The organism is Variovorax sp. MPBD4-3 (assembly GCF_058809745.1).
The window spans coordinates 37,342-52,448 of the sequence record NZ_JBXASW010000030.1 but is presented as its reverse complement, the minus strand read 5'-3'; the positions used below and the strand labels follow the sequence as shown (position 1 = coordinate 52,448).

At 70.8% G+C, this 15,107-nt stretch carries 11 protein-coding genes; 2 read left to right on the top strand and 9 right to left on the bottom strand.

Going from position 1 to position 15,107, the window contains the following annotated elements; genetic code table 11:
• Window positions 1-27: 27 nt before the first annotated feature.
• The 7 genes from AC1RVW_RS18060 to htpG all read right to left on the bottom strand — a co-directional run bounded on the left by AC1RVW_RS18060 (window position 28) and on the right by htpG (window position 11,035).
• On the bottom strand, window positions 28-2,364 hold the full coding sequence (locus tag AC1RVW_RS18060; RefSeq protein WP_493201546.1) for a tetratricopeptide repeat protein: 2,337 nt from the start codon (window positions 2,362-2,364) through the stop codon (window positions 28-30).
• Between the two features lie 26 nt (window positions 2,365-2,390).
• On the bottom strand, window positions 2,391-4,253 hold the full coding sequence (locus AC1RVW_RS18055; protein WP_493201544.1) for an ATP-binding protein: 1,863 nt from the start codon (window positions 4,251-4,253) through the stop codon (window positions 2,391-2,393).
• An 8-nt stretch (window positions 4,254-4,261) separates the two neighbouring features.
• On the bottom strand, window positions 4,262-5,341 hold the full coding sequence (locus AC1RVW_RS18050) for an ATP-binding protein (RefSeq protein ID WP_081267506.1): 1,080 nt from the start codon (window positions 5,339-5,341) through the stop codon (window positions 4,262-4,264).
• A complete protein-coding gene (locus AC1RVW_RS18045) occupies window positions 5,338-6,879 on the bottom strand; it encodes a DUF5691 domain-containing protein (protein ID WP_493201543.1) in 1,542 nt (513 codons plus the stop codon). The genes AC1RVW_RS18050 and AC1RVW_RS18045 overlap by 4 nt, the downstream gene beginning before the upstream one ends.
• Before the next feature lie 61 nt (window positions 6,880-6,940).
• Entirely contained in the window at window positions 6,941-8,293 is a 1,353-nt protein-coding gene (locus AC1RVW_RS18040) for an SWIM zinc finger family protein (RefSeq protein WP_493201541.1), read from the bottom strand.
• Between the two features lie 52 nt (window positions 8,294-8,345).
• Window positions 8,346-9,002 (bottom strand): hypothetical protein, encoded by a 657-nt coding sequence (locus tag AC1RVW_RS18035; protein ID WP_493201539.1) that lies wholly within the window; start codon window positions 9,000-9,002, stop codon window positions 8,346-8,348.
• Window positions 8,999-11,035 carry a molecular chaperone HtpG gene (gene htpG / locus AC1RVW_RS18030; protein ID WP_493201537.1) on the bottom strand — a complete coding sequence of 679 codons (2,037 nt, stop codon included), beginning with the start codon at window positions 11,033-11,035 and terminating at the stop codon, window positions 8,999-9,001. Before htpG ends, AC1RVW_RS18035 begins: the two co-directional genes overlap by 4 nt.
• Before the next feature lie 365 nt (window positions 11,036-11,400).
• On the opposite strand from htpG, the gene AC1RVW_RS18025 reads away from it, so the two are divergent.
• Complete coding sequence (locus tag AC1RVW_RS18025) at window positions 11,401-11,910, top strand: DUF3761 domain-containing protein (RefSeq protein WP_493201535.1); 510 nt, start codon at window positions 11,401-11,403, stop codon at window positions 11,908-11,910.
• A gap of 9 nt (window positions 11,911-11,919) precedes the next feature.
• Here AC1RVW_RS18025 and AC1RVW_RS18020 read toward each other — a convergent pair whose 3' ends face one another.
• Both AC1RVW_RS18020 and AC1RVW_RS18015 read right to left on the bottom strand, forming a co-directional pair.
• The gene (locus tag AC1RVW_RS18020; protein WP_493201533.1) at window positions 11,920-12,972 is read right to left on the bottom strand and encodes an ABC transporter substrate-binding protein; all 1,053 of its coding nucleotides are present in this window, start codon (window positions 12,970-12,972) and stop codon (window positions 11,920-11,922) included.
• A gap of 73 nt (window positions 12,973-13,045) precedes the next feature.
• Entirely contained in the window at window positions 13,046-13,966 is a 921-nt protein-coding gene (locus AC1RVW_RS18015; protein WP_493201531.1) for a LysR family transcriptional regulator, read from the bottom strand.
• Window positions 13,967-14,063: 97 nt separating this feature from the next.
• Between AC1RVW_RS18015 and AC1RVW_RS18010 the strand changes: the two genes are divergently transcribed.
• Window positions 14,064-15,074, top strand: a complete 1,011-nt coding sequence (locus tag AC1RVW_RS18010; RefSeq protein ID WP_493201529.1) for a zinc-dependent alcohol dehydrogenase family protein — start codon at window positions 14,064-14,066, stop codon at window positions 15,072-15,074.
• Window positions 15,075-15,107: the final 33 nt, after the last annotated feature.

The following is a 15,107-nucleotide window of genomic DNA, read 5'->3' as shown; positions in this document are numbered from 1 at the left end:
GCGTCGGAAAAGTGAAGTAGCAGGGGCTCAGAGACCGTAGCGCGCTTCCATGGCCTCGTGCCATTCGGTCGGCTCCCCGGCCGCGCGGGCCAGCTCGGTCCAGCACAGCTGGTGGCCCTTGCACAGCGCAGCCACGCGCGCGGCAATGGCGCGCGGCGGCACGCTGGCGGGCGCGGTCACGGCGAGGTAGAGGCCGGGGAGGCCGTCGTCTTCGTCGTCTTCGTCGTCTTCGTCTTCTTCGTCTTCTTCGTCCGCGCCATCCGCTTCGGCGTCGCTCACGCGGTAGTTGTCGTTGCTGTACTGCCAGGTGCTCCAGCCCGCCTCGTGGAGCGCGTCGCGCAGGGCGCTCACGCTCTCCTCGCCAGGGTGCACGCCGTCGATCATGTAGCTCGGGCCGTAGGGGCCCTTCTCCAGCAGGTGCACGGGCGCGGTGAAGACGCGGGTGTAGGTGCGCAGTTCTTCCTCGTCCTCGGGCGGCTGCTCCGCCAGCCTGGGCTCGAACACCACCCAGTCGCCCAGGCGCTGCTCGAGGCCGCGCGGCGAGGGCTGCACGATGCGCGCGGTGGCCGGGCCGGTGCGGCGCGCGAGCACGTCGCGCTCGCGGCCGTTTTCCTCGCAGCGCAGGTAGACCAGGCCCCAGTCTTCCTCGACCTCGGCATCGTCGGGCTGGCCGGCTTCGAGTTCCATCTCGAGCGCGCGGGCCTGCGCGCGCACGTCGGCCCACTGGCGCGCCGCGGTGGCGGCGATCAGCAGCTCCCAGCGGCGGCCGGGCTCGGGCGCATCGTCGGCGGCCAGCACCATGCGGCGCTGGGCCACGGCCGTGTCGAAGTCCTTCAGTTCCATGGCCGCGTCGGCCCACAGGCGGCGCGTGGCCGTGGCCTCGGGGTCGTGCGCCAGCACCTGCTCGACCAGCGGGCCGACCTGCGTGTAGCGCCCTTCGCGGAAGGCGATGCGCGCGCGGTACCAGGCGGCCATGGCCGGCTGCGCGGCCTCGATGCGTCGCGCCTGTTCCTCGATGGCGCCCAGGTCGCCGGCGCTGAAGCACAGGCCGAACCAGTGGTTCTGCAGCGCCACCGATTGCGGCGCCGCCAGCACCATGGCCTGCAGCCGGCTGCGCGCCTCGTCGTGGCAGCCGTAGTTCGACAGCGCGGAGGCCAGCATCATCGCCAGCCCCTCGTCGCCGGGCAGCGCCTGGTGCGCCTGCTCCAGCCACTGGATGACGGCCTCGTTCGACAGGCCCTCGGCCTCGGGCGAACGCAGCCAGTCGGGCAGCGATTCGGGCGCGCTCGGCGCGGGCTTCGGCGCCACGGCGGCGAGCGCCTGCCCGGCACGCCGCACCTTGTCGGCGGCACCGAAGTCCTCGCGCAGCAGCGGCACGTGGTGGCGTGCACGCGCCACGGCCTGCGCGGCCAGCCACGGCACCTGCCGCGCGCCGGCCAGCTCGGCCTGGGCTAGCGCAAGGTCGATCAGCAGCCGGTGGCTGCCGACGGTGTGCAGGTGCTCGATGGTGGTCCACAGCGCGTGGCCCAGCGCGGGCGTGTTGAGCTCCGGCAGCGCGCGCGCGGCCGCGACGGCGGCGCGGCACCACGACACATGGTCGGCCACCTCGATGTCGCCGAATTCCGGCAACAGGTCCCACCCGGCCTGCGGCTGGCCGGCCAGCACGAGCGCGCGGCTGCGCTGCAGCCGGCGGGTCGACTGCTCGCGGCGGTCGTCCTCGTCGGCTTCGTCCTCGGAGTCGTCGAGCAGCTTGAGCGCGGTGTGCGGGTCGCCGGCCGCGAGCCATTGCTCGACCTCGGTGGTGACGAACAGCGTGGTCACTTCCTCGCCGGCGCGGCGCTGCGCGTCGCGCTGGCTCTTCAGGTAGAGCACGGCCTCGCGCGGCTGGCCCTGGTCGCCCATGGCATTGGCGCGCTCGATGCTCAGGCAGCCGAAGCAGCCCCAGCTGGGGTCGATGCGCGCCAGCGTCTCGTCGCAGGCCGCGAGGCGCTCGCCGGCCCAGCCGGGGCCGTCGACGTTCGCGTAGGTGGCCACCAGGTCCTGCGTGACGCACACGCTCTGCGGGCAGCCCTGGGTCTTTTCCTGGTGCGCCCGCTCGTAGGCATCGACCACTTCGCCGAGCTGCGACTCGCCGTGGTGGCGCGCCACGCGCGAGGCGCACAGCCAGTGCTTGAAGTACACGTCGAGCCACGGAATGTCGAGGCCGCGCGCGCTGGCGAGCGCCTCGGGCACCAGCGCCTCGACCAGCGCATGGTTGCCCTGGAACTGCTGGTGCGGCACATCGTGAATCAGGTAGGCCAGGCGCTGCTGGCCTTCTTCCTCGAGCCGGTCCGACAGGTCGTTGACCCAGGCAAAGCTGTCCATCGTGTTGATCCTCTCTCTTTGGTTTTCTAGGAAGCCGAGCGCGGCGCGCAGAGCGCGGCCACGGCCCGGCTGAAATCGGCCAGCAGTTCGACCAGCGGCGGCTGGCCCTTCAGTTCCTCGCCGCCCGGCGCCATGATGGCCTTGAAGCTGCGCAGCAGCGCGACCGCATGCGCGGGCACGGCGCGGCCCTCGCGGTGGCTTTGCAGCAGCGCCTGGATGGCCGGGTTGTCGAGGTTCACGTACAGCCGCGCCGACACGCTCGCGTCGATGCGCTGGGTGAACGCGCGCGCCAGGCTGAGCGCGGCGCCGGCCATGCGCTTCCTGGCCTCGTCGGTCTCCAGCCGCGCCTTCAGCTGCGCCTCGCGGTCGGGCACGGCGATCAGCGGCAGCTCGGGCGACACGAAGCGCGCGGGCACCACCAGCTCGCCCCATGCGAGGTGTTCGCGCAGCCAGGCGAGTTCGCTCTCGGGCAGGTCTTCGCCGCGGAACATGCGGGCGTTGCCGGCGGCGGTGCCGATCTCGATGAGCTGAACGCCGCGATCGCTTACCCACTGGCGCAGGAAGCCGGCCACGGCGTAGCGGTCGCCGCGCGCCACGGGCACCTGCAGCGCGCGGAACAGCACGTCCTCGAAGCCGCCGCTCTGGCCCAGGCTCAGGTGGATGCGGCCTTCGCGCACCAGGCTGCGCACCGGCAGGTCGCCCTGGCTGGTGGGCAGGCGCACGGCGTCGGCCAGCATGGCGAAGAGCTCGTCCTCGCACAGCGCGGCGCCCAGCAGCGCTTCGTTGTGGCGCGTGAGCAGCCGGCTCCAGGCCGGTGCCTGCGACCGCGAAAGATCGGCCAGGCCGCGGATCAGCGCGTCCTGGATGTGGGCGCGCGTGGCCTGGTAGGCGGCGTCGCGCTGCAGGTCTTCGCGGCTGGCGGTGGGCGTGAGCGCGTTCGACTCGATCACGCCGCCGATGAAGCCGGCCCACACCGGCAGCAGGTCGCGCGCCTCGTCGTCGAGCAGCATGCCGCGCACGTAGACGCTCAGGTGGCGGTTGTCGCTGGTGCCGTAGGTGGCGCCGTCCTGCACCCACAGCAGGCCGCGCGCGTCGCTCTCGCCCTCGGGCTCCACGGGAATCACGCAGATGGGCTCGAAGTGCCGCTCCATGCGTGCGGCGAAGGCCATGCGCTGGCGCTGCAGCACCGCGGGGTGCAGCACCACGCCGTCGGCGGCGGCGCGCCACGGCGGCGGGTCGGCGTTGACGCATTCGTCGTCGAACCACAGCGGCTCGCGCAGCAGCGCGCAATAGCGCCCGAGCACTTTCTTCAGCACGCCGGCCGAGCACAGGTGGTTGAAGTCGCTGCGCATCGAGAGGTGGATCTCGGTGCCCACCGGCCGCGCGTCGATGGCCTGCACCGCGTAGCGCCGGCCGTCCGACGAACGGTAGCGCCAGCCTTCGCCGGGCGACTGGAACGAGGTGCTGTTCACCACAACCTGCTCGGCCACCACGAAGGCGGAGAGAAAGCCCAGCCCGAACAGGCCGATGAGCTCGTCGCTGCCGTCCTTGTCGGACGCGCGCAGCTGCCGCGTGTAGCCGTTGCCCAGCGTGGCGAGGTAGCGGTGCAGCTCCTGCTCGGTGAGGCCGGAACCGTTGTCGCGGATGACGATGGTCTGCGCGGCCTCGTCGGCCAGCACGTCGATGCGGCCGGCCTCGGTGAAGGACGGGTCTTCGAGCCGGCGGCGCGAGATGGAGTCGTGCGCGTTCTGGATCAGCTCGCGGATCGCCACCACGGGCGTGGAATACAGGTGCTTGGCCAGCACGTCGAACAGGCCGTCCAGGTGCACCTGGGTGGTCTGCAGCGCCGGCGTCTGCGAAGGGAGGTCTGGCTGTGGGGAGTCCGACATCGGCGCGCTCACAGCTGCTCGCGGCAGGCGCGGTACAGGTCCTTCCAGTCGCTGCGCTCCTTCACCACCGTCTCCAGGTACTCCTTCCACACCACCTGGTCCTGCACCGGGTCCTTGATGACCGCGCCGATCAGGCCCGAGGCCACGTCGGCCGAGCGCAGCACGCCGTCGCCGAAGTGGCCGGCCAGCGCCATGCCGCTGTTGATGACGGAGATGGCCTCGGCGGTGGAGAGCGTGGAGCTGGGCGACTTGATGCGCGTCTTGCCGTCCTCGGTCTGGCCGTTGCGCAGCTCGCGGAAGATCTGCACCACGCGCCGCACTTCCTGCAGCGCCGGCGGCTCGGCCGGCAGCGCGAGCGCGCGGCCCAGTTCGCCCACGCGCTTGACCACGATCTGCACTTCCTCCGCCTCGCTGGACGGCACCGGCAGCACCACCGTGTTGAAGCGGCGCTTGAGCGCGCTCGACAGCTCGTTCACGCCCTTGTCGCGGTTGTTGGCGGTGGCAATGACCGAGAAACCGCGCACCGCCTGCACCTCGCTGCCGAGTTCGGGAATGGGCAGTGTCTTTTCGGACAGCACGGTGATCAGCGTGTCCTGCACGTCGGCCGGGATGCGGGTGAGTTCCTCGACGCGCGCGATCTTGCCCAGGCGCATGGCGTGCACCAGCGGGCTGGGCACCAGCGCCTTGTCGGACGGGCCGTGGGCCAGCAGCTCGGCGTAGTTCCAGCCGTAGCGCAGCTGCTCTTCGCTGGTGCCGGCGGTGCCCTGGATCAGCATGGTGGAGTCGCCGCTCACGGCGGCGGCCAGATGCTCGGACACCCACGACTTGGCCGTGCCCGGCACGCCGTACAGCAGCAGCGCGCGGTCGGTGGCGAGCGTGGAGACCGCGATTTCCATCAGTCGCGGATTGCCGATGTACTTGGGACTGACCTCGAAGCCGCTGGCGAGCTTGCCGCCCATCAGGTAGGTGAGCACCGCCCAGGGCGAGAGCTTCCAGTTGGCCGGACGCTGGCGGTCGTCGACCTTCTGGAGCGCATCGAGTTCTTCGGCGAATTGCTGTTCGGCATGCTGGCGCAGGACATTGCTCATGGACGGCCTTGGGATGGAGAAGAAGAAGTAGATGAAAGGGTGAGGAACAGCCGGCGCGCGCGCACGATGCGCGCGGTCTCGGCCAGCGCGTTGGCGGTGCCGGGTGTTTCGTCGGCGGCGCGCGGCAGGTCGGCCAGCGCAGGCAGCGCCGAGGGATGCAGCAGCGCCGCAGCGCTGGTGAGCACCTGGCGCAGCATGTAGTCGTTGGCGAGGCTGCCGCGCTCCACGCGCAGGCGCAGTGCGGCGGCCAGCCTCGCGGACAGCTCGGCCGACGGCGTTTCGCCGGGCGCGCAGGCCTGGTCGGCGAAGCCCACGACTTCCTGCGCGCCGTTGCCTTCGGCGCCCAGCTCGGCGAGCCAGTGGCGCTCGCGGCGCGCGCGCGGCAGCAGCGCGAGCAGCTGGCCGATCCAGGCGCGCTGGGCGCGCGGACGGTCGAGCATGGCGTCGCACCAGTCGTGGTCGGGGGCGGCGATGACGGCGTCGTTCCAGCCGCGCAGCAGCGCGTCTTTCCAGTCGCCGGCGGCTGCCCAGTCGAGCAAGGCCGCCGGCGTCATGCCGGTGCGCGCGGTCCACCAAGACAGCGGCGCCTGGCGCACGAGCTGGTAGAGCCACCATGCGCGCTCGCCGAGGCTGTCGTGCGTGGGGCGTGCGGGGTCGATGGCGTCGTCCTTCCAGCGCGCGTCGGCGGCTTCGGGAGCGTCGATGCGCCATGTGGCGCCGTCCTGCTTCAGCAGCCGGTCGAGGAAGGCGGCGATGCGCTGCGCATGCGCGCTCTGCGGCAGGCGCTGCAGCAGTTCGACGGCGGCCTGGCGGACGTCGCGGGCGCGGTCCTTGAGCTGGGCGTCGATCAGTGCCTCGTCGTCGGGGCCGAGGTTTTCGGCGAGCGCGCCGAGCAGCGCGGCGCGGTCCTTGGCGGGCAGTTGCTGCAGCTCGGCGGCAAGGCGTTCGCGCGCGCCGGCCGGGTCGGCCTGGCGCTGTTCGCGCAGCACCGCGACGCGTTGGTCGAGGCTGCCTTCGTCCCAGCGTGTCTGCGCGTCGGCCTGTTCGCTGGCGCCGACGGCATAGCGCCAGTCGTCGTTGCGCGCCGCGAGCCAGAGACCGCGTTCGCCGAGCGCGGGGGCCACGGCGGGCCGCAGGTCGACGGCGCGACGGCCGGCGTCGAGCGCCAGGGGCAGCAGGCTGTGCGGCAGGCGCAGGCCAGCGGCCGCGAGCGCTGCCAGGCCTTCATGCTGCAGGCGCAGCGGGCCGCTCGACAGGGCATCGGCGATGGCGGCCTGCAGCGCGGCGTCCTTGAGTTCGGGGCGTTCGTCTTCGGCGGCGACAGGCGCGTCGGACGGCGGCAGCTTCGGCGCGACGAAGCCCGCGCGGCGCCCGACCGCGACGGCACCCGCCATGCGCAGCAACCGGCCTTGCGCCTCGCCGCCTTGCAGCGCCTGCAACAGCCCGGCGAATTCGCCCGCCATGCCTTCGGCCGGCGGCACGGGCTGGCGCGAGGTGCCGACCAGCGCGGCCTGCAGCAGTTGGTTCCAGTGGCTCATTCGATGACCTCCGTGCTTCGCACTGCGGTGCGAGCTTGCTTGGGGCGGCCCGGCGCTGCGCTCATGTCCGCACTCCCGCCAGCGTCCAGACCGGCGCGCTGCCCGCCACGGCACCCATCGGCCATGCGGTGAGCGGCGCGAACTGCTCGCCGTCCCACTCGCCGAACACGCGCAGCGGCGCACCGCCGGAATGCGCCAGCAGCTGCCATGCCTCCTGCGCCGCGATCTGCATCGGCAGCGCCTGCGGCGCGCCGCCGAGGCGCAGCCACCAGCGGTCGCCGTCGCGGCTGGGCACGGCGTCGGCCCACACCATCGGCAGCAGCGGCTGCCAGGGGTTGGCGGCGATCTGCTGCGCCATGCGCTGCCATTCGTCATCGGGCACGTCATTGGCGGGGGCAGCCGTGGCGGGCGCGTCGGACGGCAGCTCGGCCACCAGCGCGCGCTGCGAGGCATGGCCTGGATAGAAGCACAGCACCGCCGCGCGTTCGCTGCCGCTGACCCAGCCGGTCTCGAAGCCGCGCCCGCCGTGGGCGTAGTCGAGCAGCAGCGCGCGGCGCCCGCTCGCGCGGCCTTGCAGCCACACGTGGCGCTCGACCAGCTTGGTGTCGCGCTCGTCGATGCACTGGCCCAGCACCAGCCAGTGGTCGCTGACGCGTTCGCCCTCGGCGAGCAGCGCCTCGCGGTCCTGCGGCCAGCCGAGCGCGGTGCGCAAATCGGCCAGCGTGGCGGGCGACAGCGATTCGCGGCGCGGGACCGCATCGACGATGAGCTGCAGCCGCCCGAGCCGGTCGAGCAGCCGCGCGGGCCAGCCTTCGCCCACGCCGATGAGTTCGGCCGCCTGCGTGATGCGCTGGCCGAGCCCCGGCGCCTGGGCATCGACCATGCGCGCGGCCATCGCGCTCCAGGCTTGCTGCTGCTCGCTGCCGAGCGATGCCAGGCCGCGCTGCGTCTGGTCGTCGAGCCAGAGTGCAAGCTCCTGCGCGCCGGCCTCGATGCGCTTCCAGCGTTGCGCGTCGCGCCTGGCGGCAGCGGCGGGGTCGGCCGCGGCCGGCGGTTCGGCGGCGCGGGCTTCTTTCTTCTCGGCCTTTTCGCGGCGCGAGGCGAGCCACTCGGCCACCCACGGCGGCGGGTCGCCCTGGGTGAAGCCGGCTTCGTTCTGCGCGCGCAGCAGCATCAGCGCCAGGCCGTGCTTGCAAGGGAATTTGCGGCTCGGGCACGAACACCGGAACACCGGGCCCGTGAGGTCGACCTGCGTCTGGTAAGGCTTGCTGCCGCTGCCCTGGCATTCGCCCCACACGGCGGTGTCGGAGAACGCGAGCGTGGGCCACTTGGCCGGTGCGAGCAAACCCTTGGCGGCCTTGGCCGACGCGTCGTCGGGGGCGAGCGCCAGGACGGCTTCTGTGCTGAGACTCATCGGGGCACCCTCGCGCCGCTCCGCGGCGCGGATGATTGAAAGAACGCGGCCATCAAGGCGCGACGGGATTGCCCGGCGTGCCGGCCTCGCGGGCCGAGGCCGCCGCGGCCGCGACGGCCGGCGTGCGGTAGCTCACGTTCACCGCAGGCTCCGGCGGCGGTCGCGTGATCTTGAAGAGAGGCGGCCTGGCGGGGGCAGCCGGAGCGGCGGCAGTCCGGGCCGCGGGCGCGACCGGCGCTGAAGGCGCAGTAGACGCTATAGGCGTGAAAGGCGCCGCTGGCGTCGAATACAGGATGGGGGCGGGCGTTCCCGGCGCGGCCGTCACGGTGACGGCGGCCGGGGCCACGGTCGAGGCGGCCGGGGCCACGGTCGAGGCGGGCGCGACAGGCGCTGCGGGCGCGGCCTTCGGGTCGTAGAGCACCGCGCCCTTGCTGATCCCCGTGGCCACCGGCCCCACGCCGACACCGACGCCGGCCGAGCCCGACACCTGCCCGCCGTTGTTCACCGCCACGCCCGCGCCGAGCGGGCCGAAGCCCGTGTTGAGCCCGACCGAGAAGTTGCCGTCCTTCGTGGCGCCGAGCCCCAGCGAGAGCCCCGGCACCAGCGGAATGCCGACGTGATAGTGCGAGCAGCCGCCCACCATGAGGAGCAGCAGCGCCGCGGGAACCGCGGCGGCCGTTGTCCGGACGGTGCGCGGCCGGCCGGTCACACCAGCAGCGCGTTCACGCGCCTCACGTAGGCCGCCGGATCGGCGGGCAGGCCGCCTTCGGCCAGCAGCGCCTGGTCGAACAGGATGTTCGCGAGGTCGTCGAAGTGCGCCGAGCCCTCGAGCTTCTTCACCAGCGGATGCTCGGCGTTCACCTCGAGCACCGGCTTCAGCTCGGGCGCGGGCTGGCCGGCCTGCTTGAGCATGCGCGCGAGCTGCGTGCTCATGCCGCCGTCCTGCACCACGAGGCAGGCGGGCGAGTCGACCAGGCGGGTGGTCACGCGCACGTCTTCGGCCTTGTCCTTGAGCGCTTCCTTGAGCTTCTCCAGCAGCGGCTTGAACGACTCGGCGGCTTCCTCGGCAGCCTTCTTCTCGGCCTCGTCCTGCAGCTTGCCGAGGTCGACCGCGCCCTTGGCCACGCTCTGCAGCGGCGTGCCGTCGAACTCGTTGAGGTAGTTCAGCGCCCACTCGTCGACGCGGTCGGTCATGAGCAGCACCTCGATGCCCTTCTTCTTGAAGACTTCGAGCTGCGGGCTGTTCTTGGCGGCGGCGAGGGTGTCGGCGGTGATGTAGTAGATCGCGTCCTGGCCTTCCTTCATGCGGGCCTTGTAGTCCGCGAAGCTCACGCTCACCGAGTCGGTGGTGGTGGAGGCGTAGCGCAGCAGCTTGGCGATGCGGTCGCGGTTGCCGAAGTCCTCGCCCAGGCCTTCCTTGAGCACGGCGCCGAACTCGGCGTAGAACTTGGCGTACTTGCCCGATTCGTCGGCCGCGCTCGCGGCGGCTTCGGCGGCGGTGGGCGCGTTCTTGTCGACCACGTCGGTCACGGCTTCGGTCGGCTCGGGTGCGGGCACCGATTCGCCCGAGCCCACGTCGATGCGGCCTTCGGTGCTCTCGGGGCCGGTCTTCTGCTTCTTCGCCAGGTCTTCGAGCATGCCGAGCACGCGCTTGGTGCTGCCTTCGCGGATGGCCTTTACGTCGCGGCTTTCCTGCAGCAGCTCGCGGCTCACGTTCAGCGGCAGGTCGGCCGAGTCGATCACGCCCTTCACGAAGCGCAGGTAGCTGGGCAGCAGGGCCTCGGCGTCGTCCATGATGAAGACGCGCTTGACGTACAGCTTGACGCCCGCGCTCTTGTCGCGGTTCCACAGGTCGAACGGGGCCTTGGCCGGGATGTAGAGCAGCTGCGTGTATTCGGTGCTGCCTTCCACGCGGTTGTGGCTCCAGGCGAGCGGCGCCTCGTAGTCGTGGCTGATGCTCTTGTAGAACTCTTCGTACTGCTCGGCGGTGATGTCCTTCTTGGGGCGGCTCCACAGGGCGTTGGCCTTGTTGACGGTTTCCCATTCGCCGGTCTTCACCATGTCGCCGGGCTGGTCGTTCTCGCCTTCCTTCCACTCTTCCTTTTCCATCAGGATGGGCAGGGAGATGTGGTCGGAGTACTTGCCGACGATCTGCTTGAGCTTCCAGGCGTTGAGGTATTCGTCGGCGTCGTCGCGCAGGTGCAGCGTGATGCTGGTGCCGCGCTCGGGGCGGGTGATGTCGGCCACCTCGAAGTCGCCGGCGCCGCCGCTGACCCAGCGCACGCCCTGGTCGGCCGGCAGGCCGGCGCGGCGCGATTCGACCGTGATCCTGTCGGCCACGATGAAGCCCGAGTAGAAGCCCACGCCGAACTGGCCGATGAGCTGAGCGTCGGCCTTCTGGTCCCCGCTGAGCTTGCTCATGAAGTCCTTGGTGCCGCTCTTGGCGATGGTGCCGAGGTTGTCGATGGCTTCCTGGCGCGACAGGCCAATGCCCTTGTCGGTGATGGTGATGGTGCGCGCGGCCTTGTCGAAGGACAGGCGCACGTCGAGATCGGACTGGCCCTCGTACAGCTCGGGGTGGTCGAGCGCCTCGAAGCGCAGCTTGTCGCACGCGTCGGAGGCGTTCGAGATCAGCTCGCGCAGGAAGATTTCCTTGTTCGAATAAAGCGCATGCGTGACGAGGTGCAGCAGTTGCGCGACTTCAGCCTGGAACGGGAGTTTGGTGTTGGAGGAATCAGCCATGGAAAAAGAAATATCGAGTCAAAAAAATTCTAAATCGGCACGGTGCCCGCAAGGTGACGGCGTGCCGACTTTCTAAGGTAAGGCGTTCGTGTGCTTCTTCAACATCCCGAGCCTCGGGACTGATGCACTTCGTATTTTTATTAAAACGAATGGCTTCCATGTAGGCGCACGGCGCCTCATGGAACACAAAAGAGTACCGCACCCGGCATCTCCAAAAAATCCGATTTCCGATGCGCCGGGCATGGCGTCGAACGGCAATTCTGCCGGTCGAGGTGCGCGGCGGGGCTGCGCCAGGTCAGCTCCCGCTGGGATTGATCGCCAAAGCTGCGGGGTTGCCCTCGTTTCCAACCCACCAGGAGCTTTGCATGAACAACAAGAATCCCCGGACGCTGTGGATCGCCGCCTGCCTCGGCCTGGCCGCCTTCGCGGCGCAGGCCCAGGTGCCGGCCGACGCGCCGGCCGGCACCACCGTGCAATGCAAGGACGGCAGCTATGCGTCACCCGACACCAGGTCAGGCGCCTGCCGCGGGCACAAGGGCATCAAGACGTGGTTCGGCAAGGGCGCGGCCGCGGCGCCCGCAGCAAACGCCGCTGCCGCGGCTCCGGCCGTGCAGACCCAGTCGGCCGATGTCGGCAAGACCGGCGTCGCGCCGAGCACCGGCACGGCCACCAAGACCCCCGGCGCGCCCGACCCCACGAAGATGGCCGCCGCGCCCGGCGGCGGTGCCGGCAAGGTGTGGGCCAACGACGAGACCAAGGTCTACCACTGCATGGGCGACCGCTACTACGGCAAGACCAAGAAGGGCGAGTACCTGAGCGAGGCCGATGCCAAGGCCAAGGGCATGCACGCCTCCCACAACAAAGCCTGCTCGTAGGCTCCTTCGTCATTTCGGCTGGGATTCGACTTCCCGGGTCCAGCGGTCGATCAGCCGCTTGCGCTCGGCCGCCTTGCCGTATTTCTCGAAGTCGTACTTGATGAGCTTCACGTCGGCCATCGACGGGATGCGCGGGTCGGGCTTGAAGGTCTTGTTGGCCGGCGACTGCAGGCTGCCTGCCTTGCCGCCGATGGACTGGCCCGCGGGGCTCATGAGCCAGTCGTAGTAGCGCCTGGCGTTCTCCTTGTTGCGCGCGCCCTTCACCAGGGCGATGCCGCCGATCTCGTAGCCGGTGCCCTCGCAGGGCGCGGCGGTCTTCACGGGAAATTTGTCGTAGCGCCAGCGCTCGAAGCCGAAGATGAAGCTCACGCCGATGGCCACTTCGCCCTTGGCCACGTTGGGCGCCTGCGCCTGGCCGCTGCGGGTGTAGCTGGTCACGTTGCGGTGCAGCTTCCTGAGGTAATCGAAGGCCTGGTCCTCGCCCATCTGCTGCACCAGGCCCGCGATGATGGTGTAGGCCGTGCCGCTGGAGGCGGGGTGCGATATTTCTATCTCGCCCTTGTATTCGGGCTTGACCAGGTCGGCCCAGCACCTGGGCTCGTGCAGCTTCTTTCTCTTCAGCAGGTCGGTGTTGAAGCCGAAGCCGATGGCGCTGGTGTAGAAGCCGCCCACCATGTTCTGCGACATCGCGTACTGGCGCACCGACCAGTCGTACAGGTCGTTGATGTAGGCCGGCCGGTAGGGCTCCAGCAGGCCCTGCTCGGCGGCCTGCAGGAACGGATCGCCGGTGCCGCCCCACCAGATGTCGGTCTTGGGGTTGGCAGCTTCCGCGCGCAGCTGCGCACCGATTTCGCCGGTGCCCTTGTGGGCCTGCTGCACCTTGATGCCGGTCTCGCGCGTGAAGGCCGCGGCGGCGGCCTCGCACCAGCCAGCGTCGGTGCTGCACAGCGCGTTGACGGTGCCCTGCGCGGCCGCGTTCGACGCGCCCAGCAGCGCCGCCGTGGCCACGAGGGCCGTGCATGCGACGGCGGCTGCGGTGTGTGGAATGGCGAATGGGCGCATGCGGCGGGTCTCCTCGGTGTGCGATGGCAGGAAGCCGCAGGATAGCGCCGCGTCGCGCGGCGGCGCAGGGTTTTCAGCGTGCGGCCAGCAGCGGCGGCAGGTGCTCGGCCAGCCAGTCGATCACCACGCGGGTCTTCAGCGGCAGGTAGCGGCTGCGCGAGCGGATCACGTTCAGCGCAAAGCCGAAGGGCCGCGGCTCGTCGAACACCCGCACCAGCGTGCCGGCATTGAGCGCATCGGCCGCCAGCCAGGCCGGCAGGCGCGCAAGGCCCATGCCGCCGATGGCCGCCTCGAGCAGCACCTCGGCGCTGTCGCAGCGCAGGCGCGACGGCAGCGTCACCTCGACCATGTCCGCGAGGCCGCCTTCGCCCGCATGGAAGCGCCAGGTCGATACCTGCCCGTCGCGCGCGTAGAACACCGCCTCGTGCGGCGCCACGAGCTCGGCCACGCCGCGCGGATGCCCCCGCTCGGCCAGGTACGCGGGCGCGGCGCACAGCGCCATCCATTGCGTGCCGACGGGCCGCGCGACGAGCTCGTCGGTATCGGCCAGTTCGCCGCTGCGAATGGCCAAGTCGAGCCCTTCTTCCACCAGGTCCACCCGCCGGTCGTTGAACGAAAGTTCGAGCGACAGCTGCGGATGCCGCCGCGCCAGCGTCAGCAGCAGCGGCCCCACCTTCAGCCGGCCCAGCATCGCGGGCATGCTCAGGCGCACCAGGCCGGAGGCGGTGCTGCGCGCCGCGTCGGCCATGGCCTCTGCCGCCTCGAGTTCGGCCAGCACGCGGCGGCAGCGCTCGTAGTAGCCGTGGCCTTCCTCGGTGAGGCTCTGGCTGCGCGTGGTGCGCAGGAAGAGCCGCGTGTTCAGCCGCGCCTCGAGCCGACCGATGCTCTTGGCCACGGCCGAGCGCGTGACGTGCAGGCGCTGCGCGGCCAGCGCAAAGCTGCCCGCTTCCACCGCCGCCACGAATTCTTCGATGCCCTGGAGACGCTGACCCATTGGATACTTTCAAGCACCATTAAAGCGAAAATTATCCACCACTGGATATCAGCAATCGTCAATAGCATGGACGCTCTTTTTTCCCCGGAGTCCCCTCATGCAAGAAGCTCGAATGCTGCGCCGCTGGCAATTGCCGGTGCTCGGCCACGCCAACCTCGAACAGGCCGAAGCGCCCCTGCCCGCGCCGGGCGCGAACCAGATCCTGGTGCAGGTCGGCGCGGTGGCGCTCAACTACCGCGACCTGCTGATGGTGCGCGACGGCATGGGCATGCCGCTCGCATTGCCCTTCACGCCCGGCTCCGACATGGCGGGCACCGTGGTGGCCGTCGGCGAGGGCGTGACGCGCTTCGCGGTGGGCGACCGCGTGGTCAATACTTTCTGGGGCGGCTGGATCGACAGCCACTGGCAGGCCGGCGCCACGCTGTTCGGCGGTCCGGGGCCGGGCATGCTGGCCTCGCACGTGTGCATCGACGCGGACTGGGCCGTGGCCGCGCCCGCCACGCTGAGCCTGGCCGAAGCCAGCACCCTGCCCTGCGCCGGCCTCACCGCCTGGTTCGCGCTGGCGGAGACCGGGGGGCTGCGCGCGGGCGAGACGGTGCTCATCCACGGCACCGGCGGCGTCGCGCTGTTCGGCCTGCAGATCGCGCGGATGCATGGCGCGCAGGCCATCGTGGTCACGGGCAGCGAGAGCAAGCGCGCGCAGGTGCAGGCGCTGGGCGCCTCGCACGTGCTGGCGCGCGACGGCGACTGGCCGGCCGAAGTGCGCAGGCTCACGCAAGGCCGCGGCGCCGACCATGTGCTCGAACTCGCGAGCGGACCCAACCTCGACCGCTCTCTGCAGGCGCTGAGGCAGGGTGGGCGCGTGTCGATCATCGGCATGCTCGAAGGCGAGACCCTGAGCGCGTCGTTTTACGCCATGGTGCTGGGCCGCGCCACGGTGCAAGGCATCGGCGTGGGCCACCGCCGCGCGCTGGAAGACCTGGTGCGCGCCATCGACGTGAACGCGCTCAGGCCGGTCATCGCGGCGCGCTACGACTTCGATGCGCTGCCCGCCGCGCTCGACCACCTCGCGCGCGGACCGTTCGGAAAGATCGTGGTCACGCCCTGAAAACGTGACGGAACGCGCAGCCCGCGAACGCGG

Bases quoted from the DNA above. Each gene is read 5' to 3' on its own strand.
- AC1RVW_RS18015 (WP_493201531.1), bottom strand. From the start codon at position 13,966: ATGGGTCAGCGTCTCCAGGGCATCGAAGAATTCGTGGCGGCGGTGGAA.
- AC1RVW_RS18055 (WP_493201544.1), bottom strand. From the start codon at position 4,253: ATGTCGGACTCCCCACAGCCAGACCTCCCTTCGCAGACGCCGGCGCTG.
- AC1RVW_RS18040 (WP_493201541.1), bottom strand. From the start codon at position 8,293: ATGAGTCTCAGCACAGAAGCCGTCCTGGCGCTCGCCCCCGACGACGCG.
- AC1RVW_RS18010 (WP_493201529.1), top strand. From the start codon at position 14,064: ATGCAAGAAGCTCGAATGCTGCGCCGCTGGCAATTGCCGGTGCTCGGC.
- AC1RVW_RS18050 (WP_081267506.1), bottom strand. From the start codon at position 5,341: ATGAGCAATGTCCTGCGCCAGCATGCCGAACAGCAATTCGCCGAAGAA.
- AC1RVW_RS18025 (WP_493201535.1), top strand. From the start codon at position 11,401: ATGAACAACAAGAATCCCCGGACGCTGTGGATCGCCGCCTGCCTCGGC.
- AC1RVW_RS18045 (WP_493201543.1), bottom strand. From the start codon at position 6,879: ATGAGCCACTGGAACCAACTGCTGCAGGCCGCGCTGGTCGGCACCTCG.
- AC1RVW_RS18020 (WP_493201533.1), bottom strand. From the start codon at position 12,972: ATGCGCCCATTCGCCATTCCACACACCGCAGCCGCCGTCGCATGCACG.
- AC1RVW_RS18060 (WP_493201546.1), bottom strand. From the start codon at position 2,364: ATGGACAGCTTTGCCTGGGTCAACGACCTGTCGGACCGGCTCGAGGAA.
- htpG (WP_493201537.1), bottom strand. From the start codon at position 11,035: ATGGCTGATTCCTCCAACACCAAACTCCCGTTCCAGGCTGAAGTCGCG.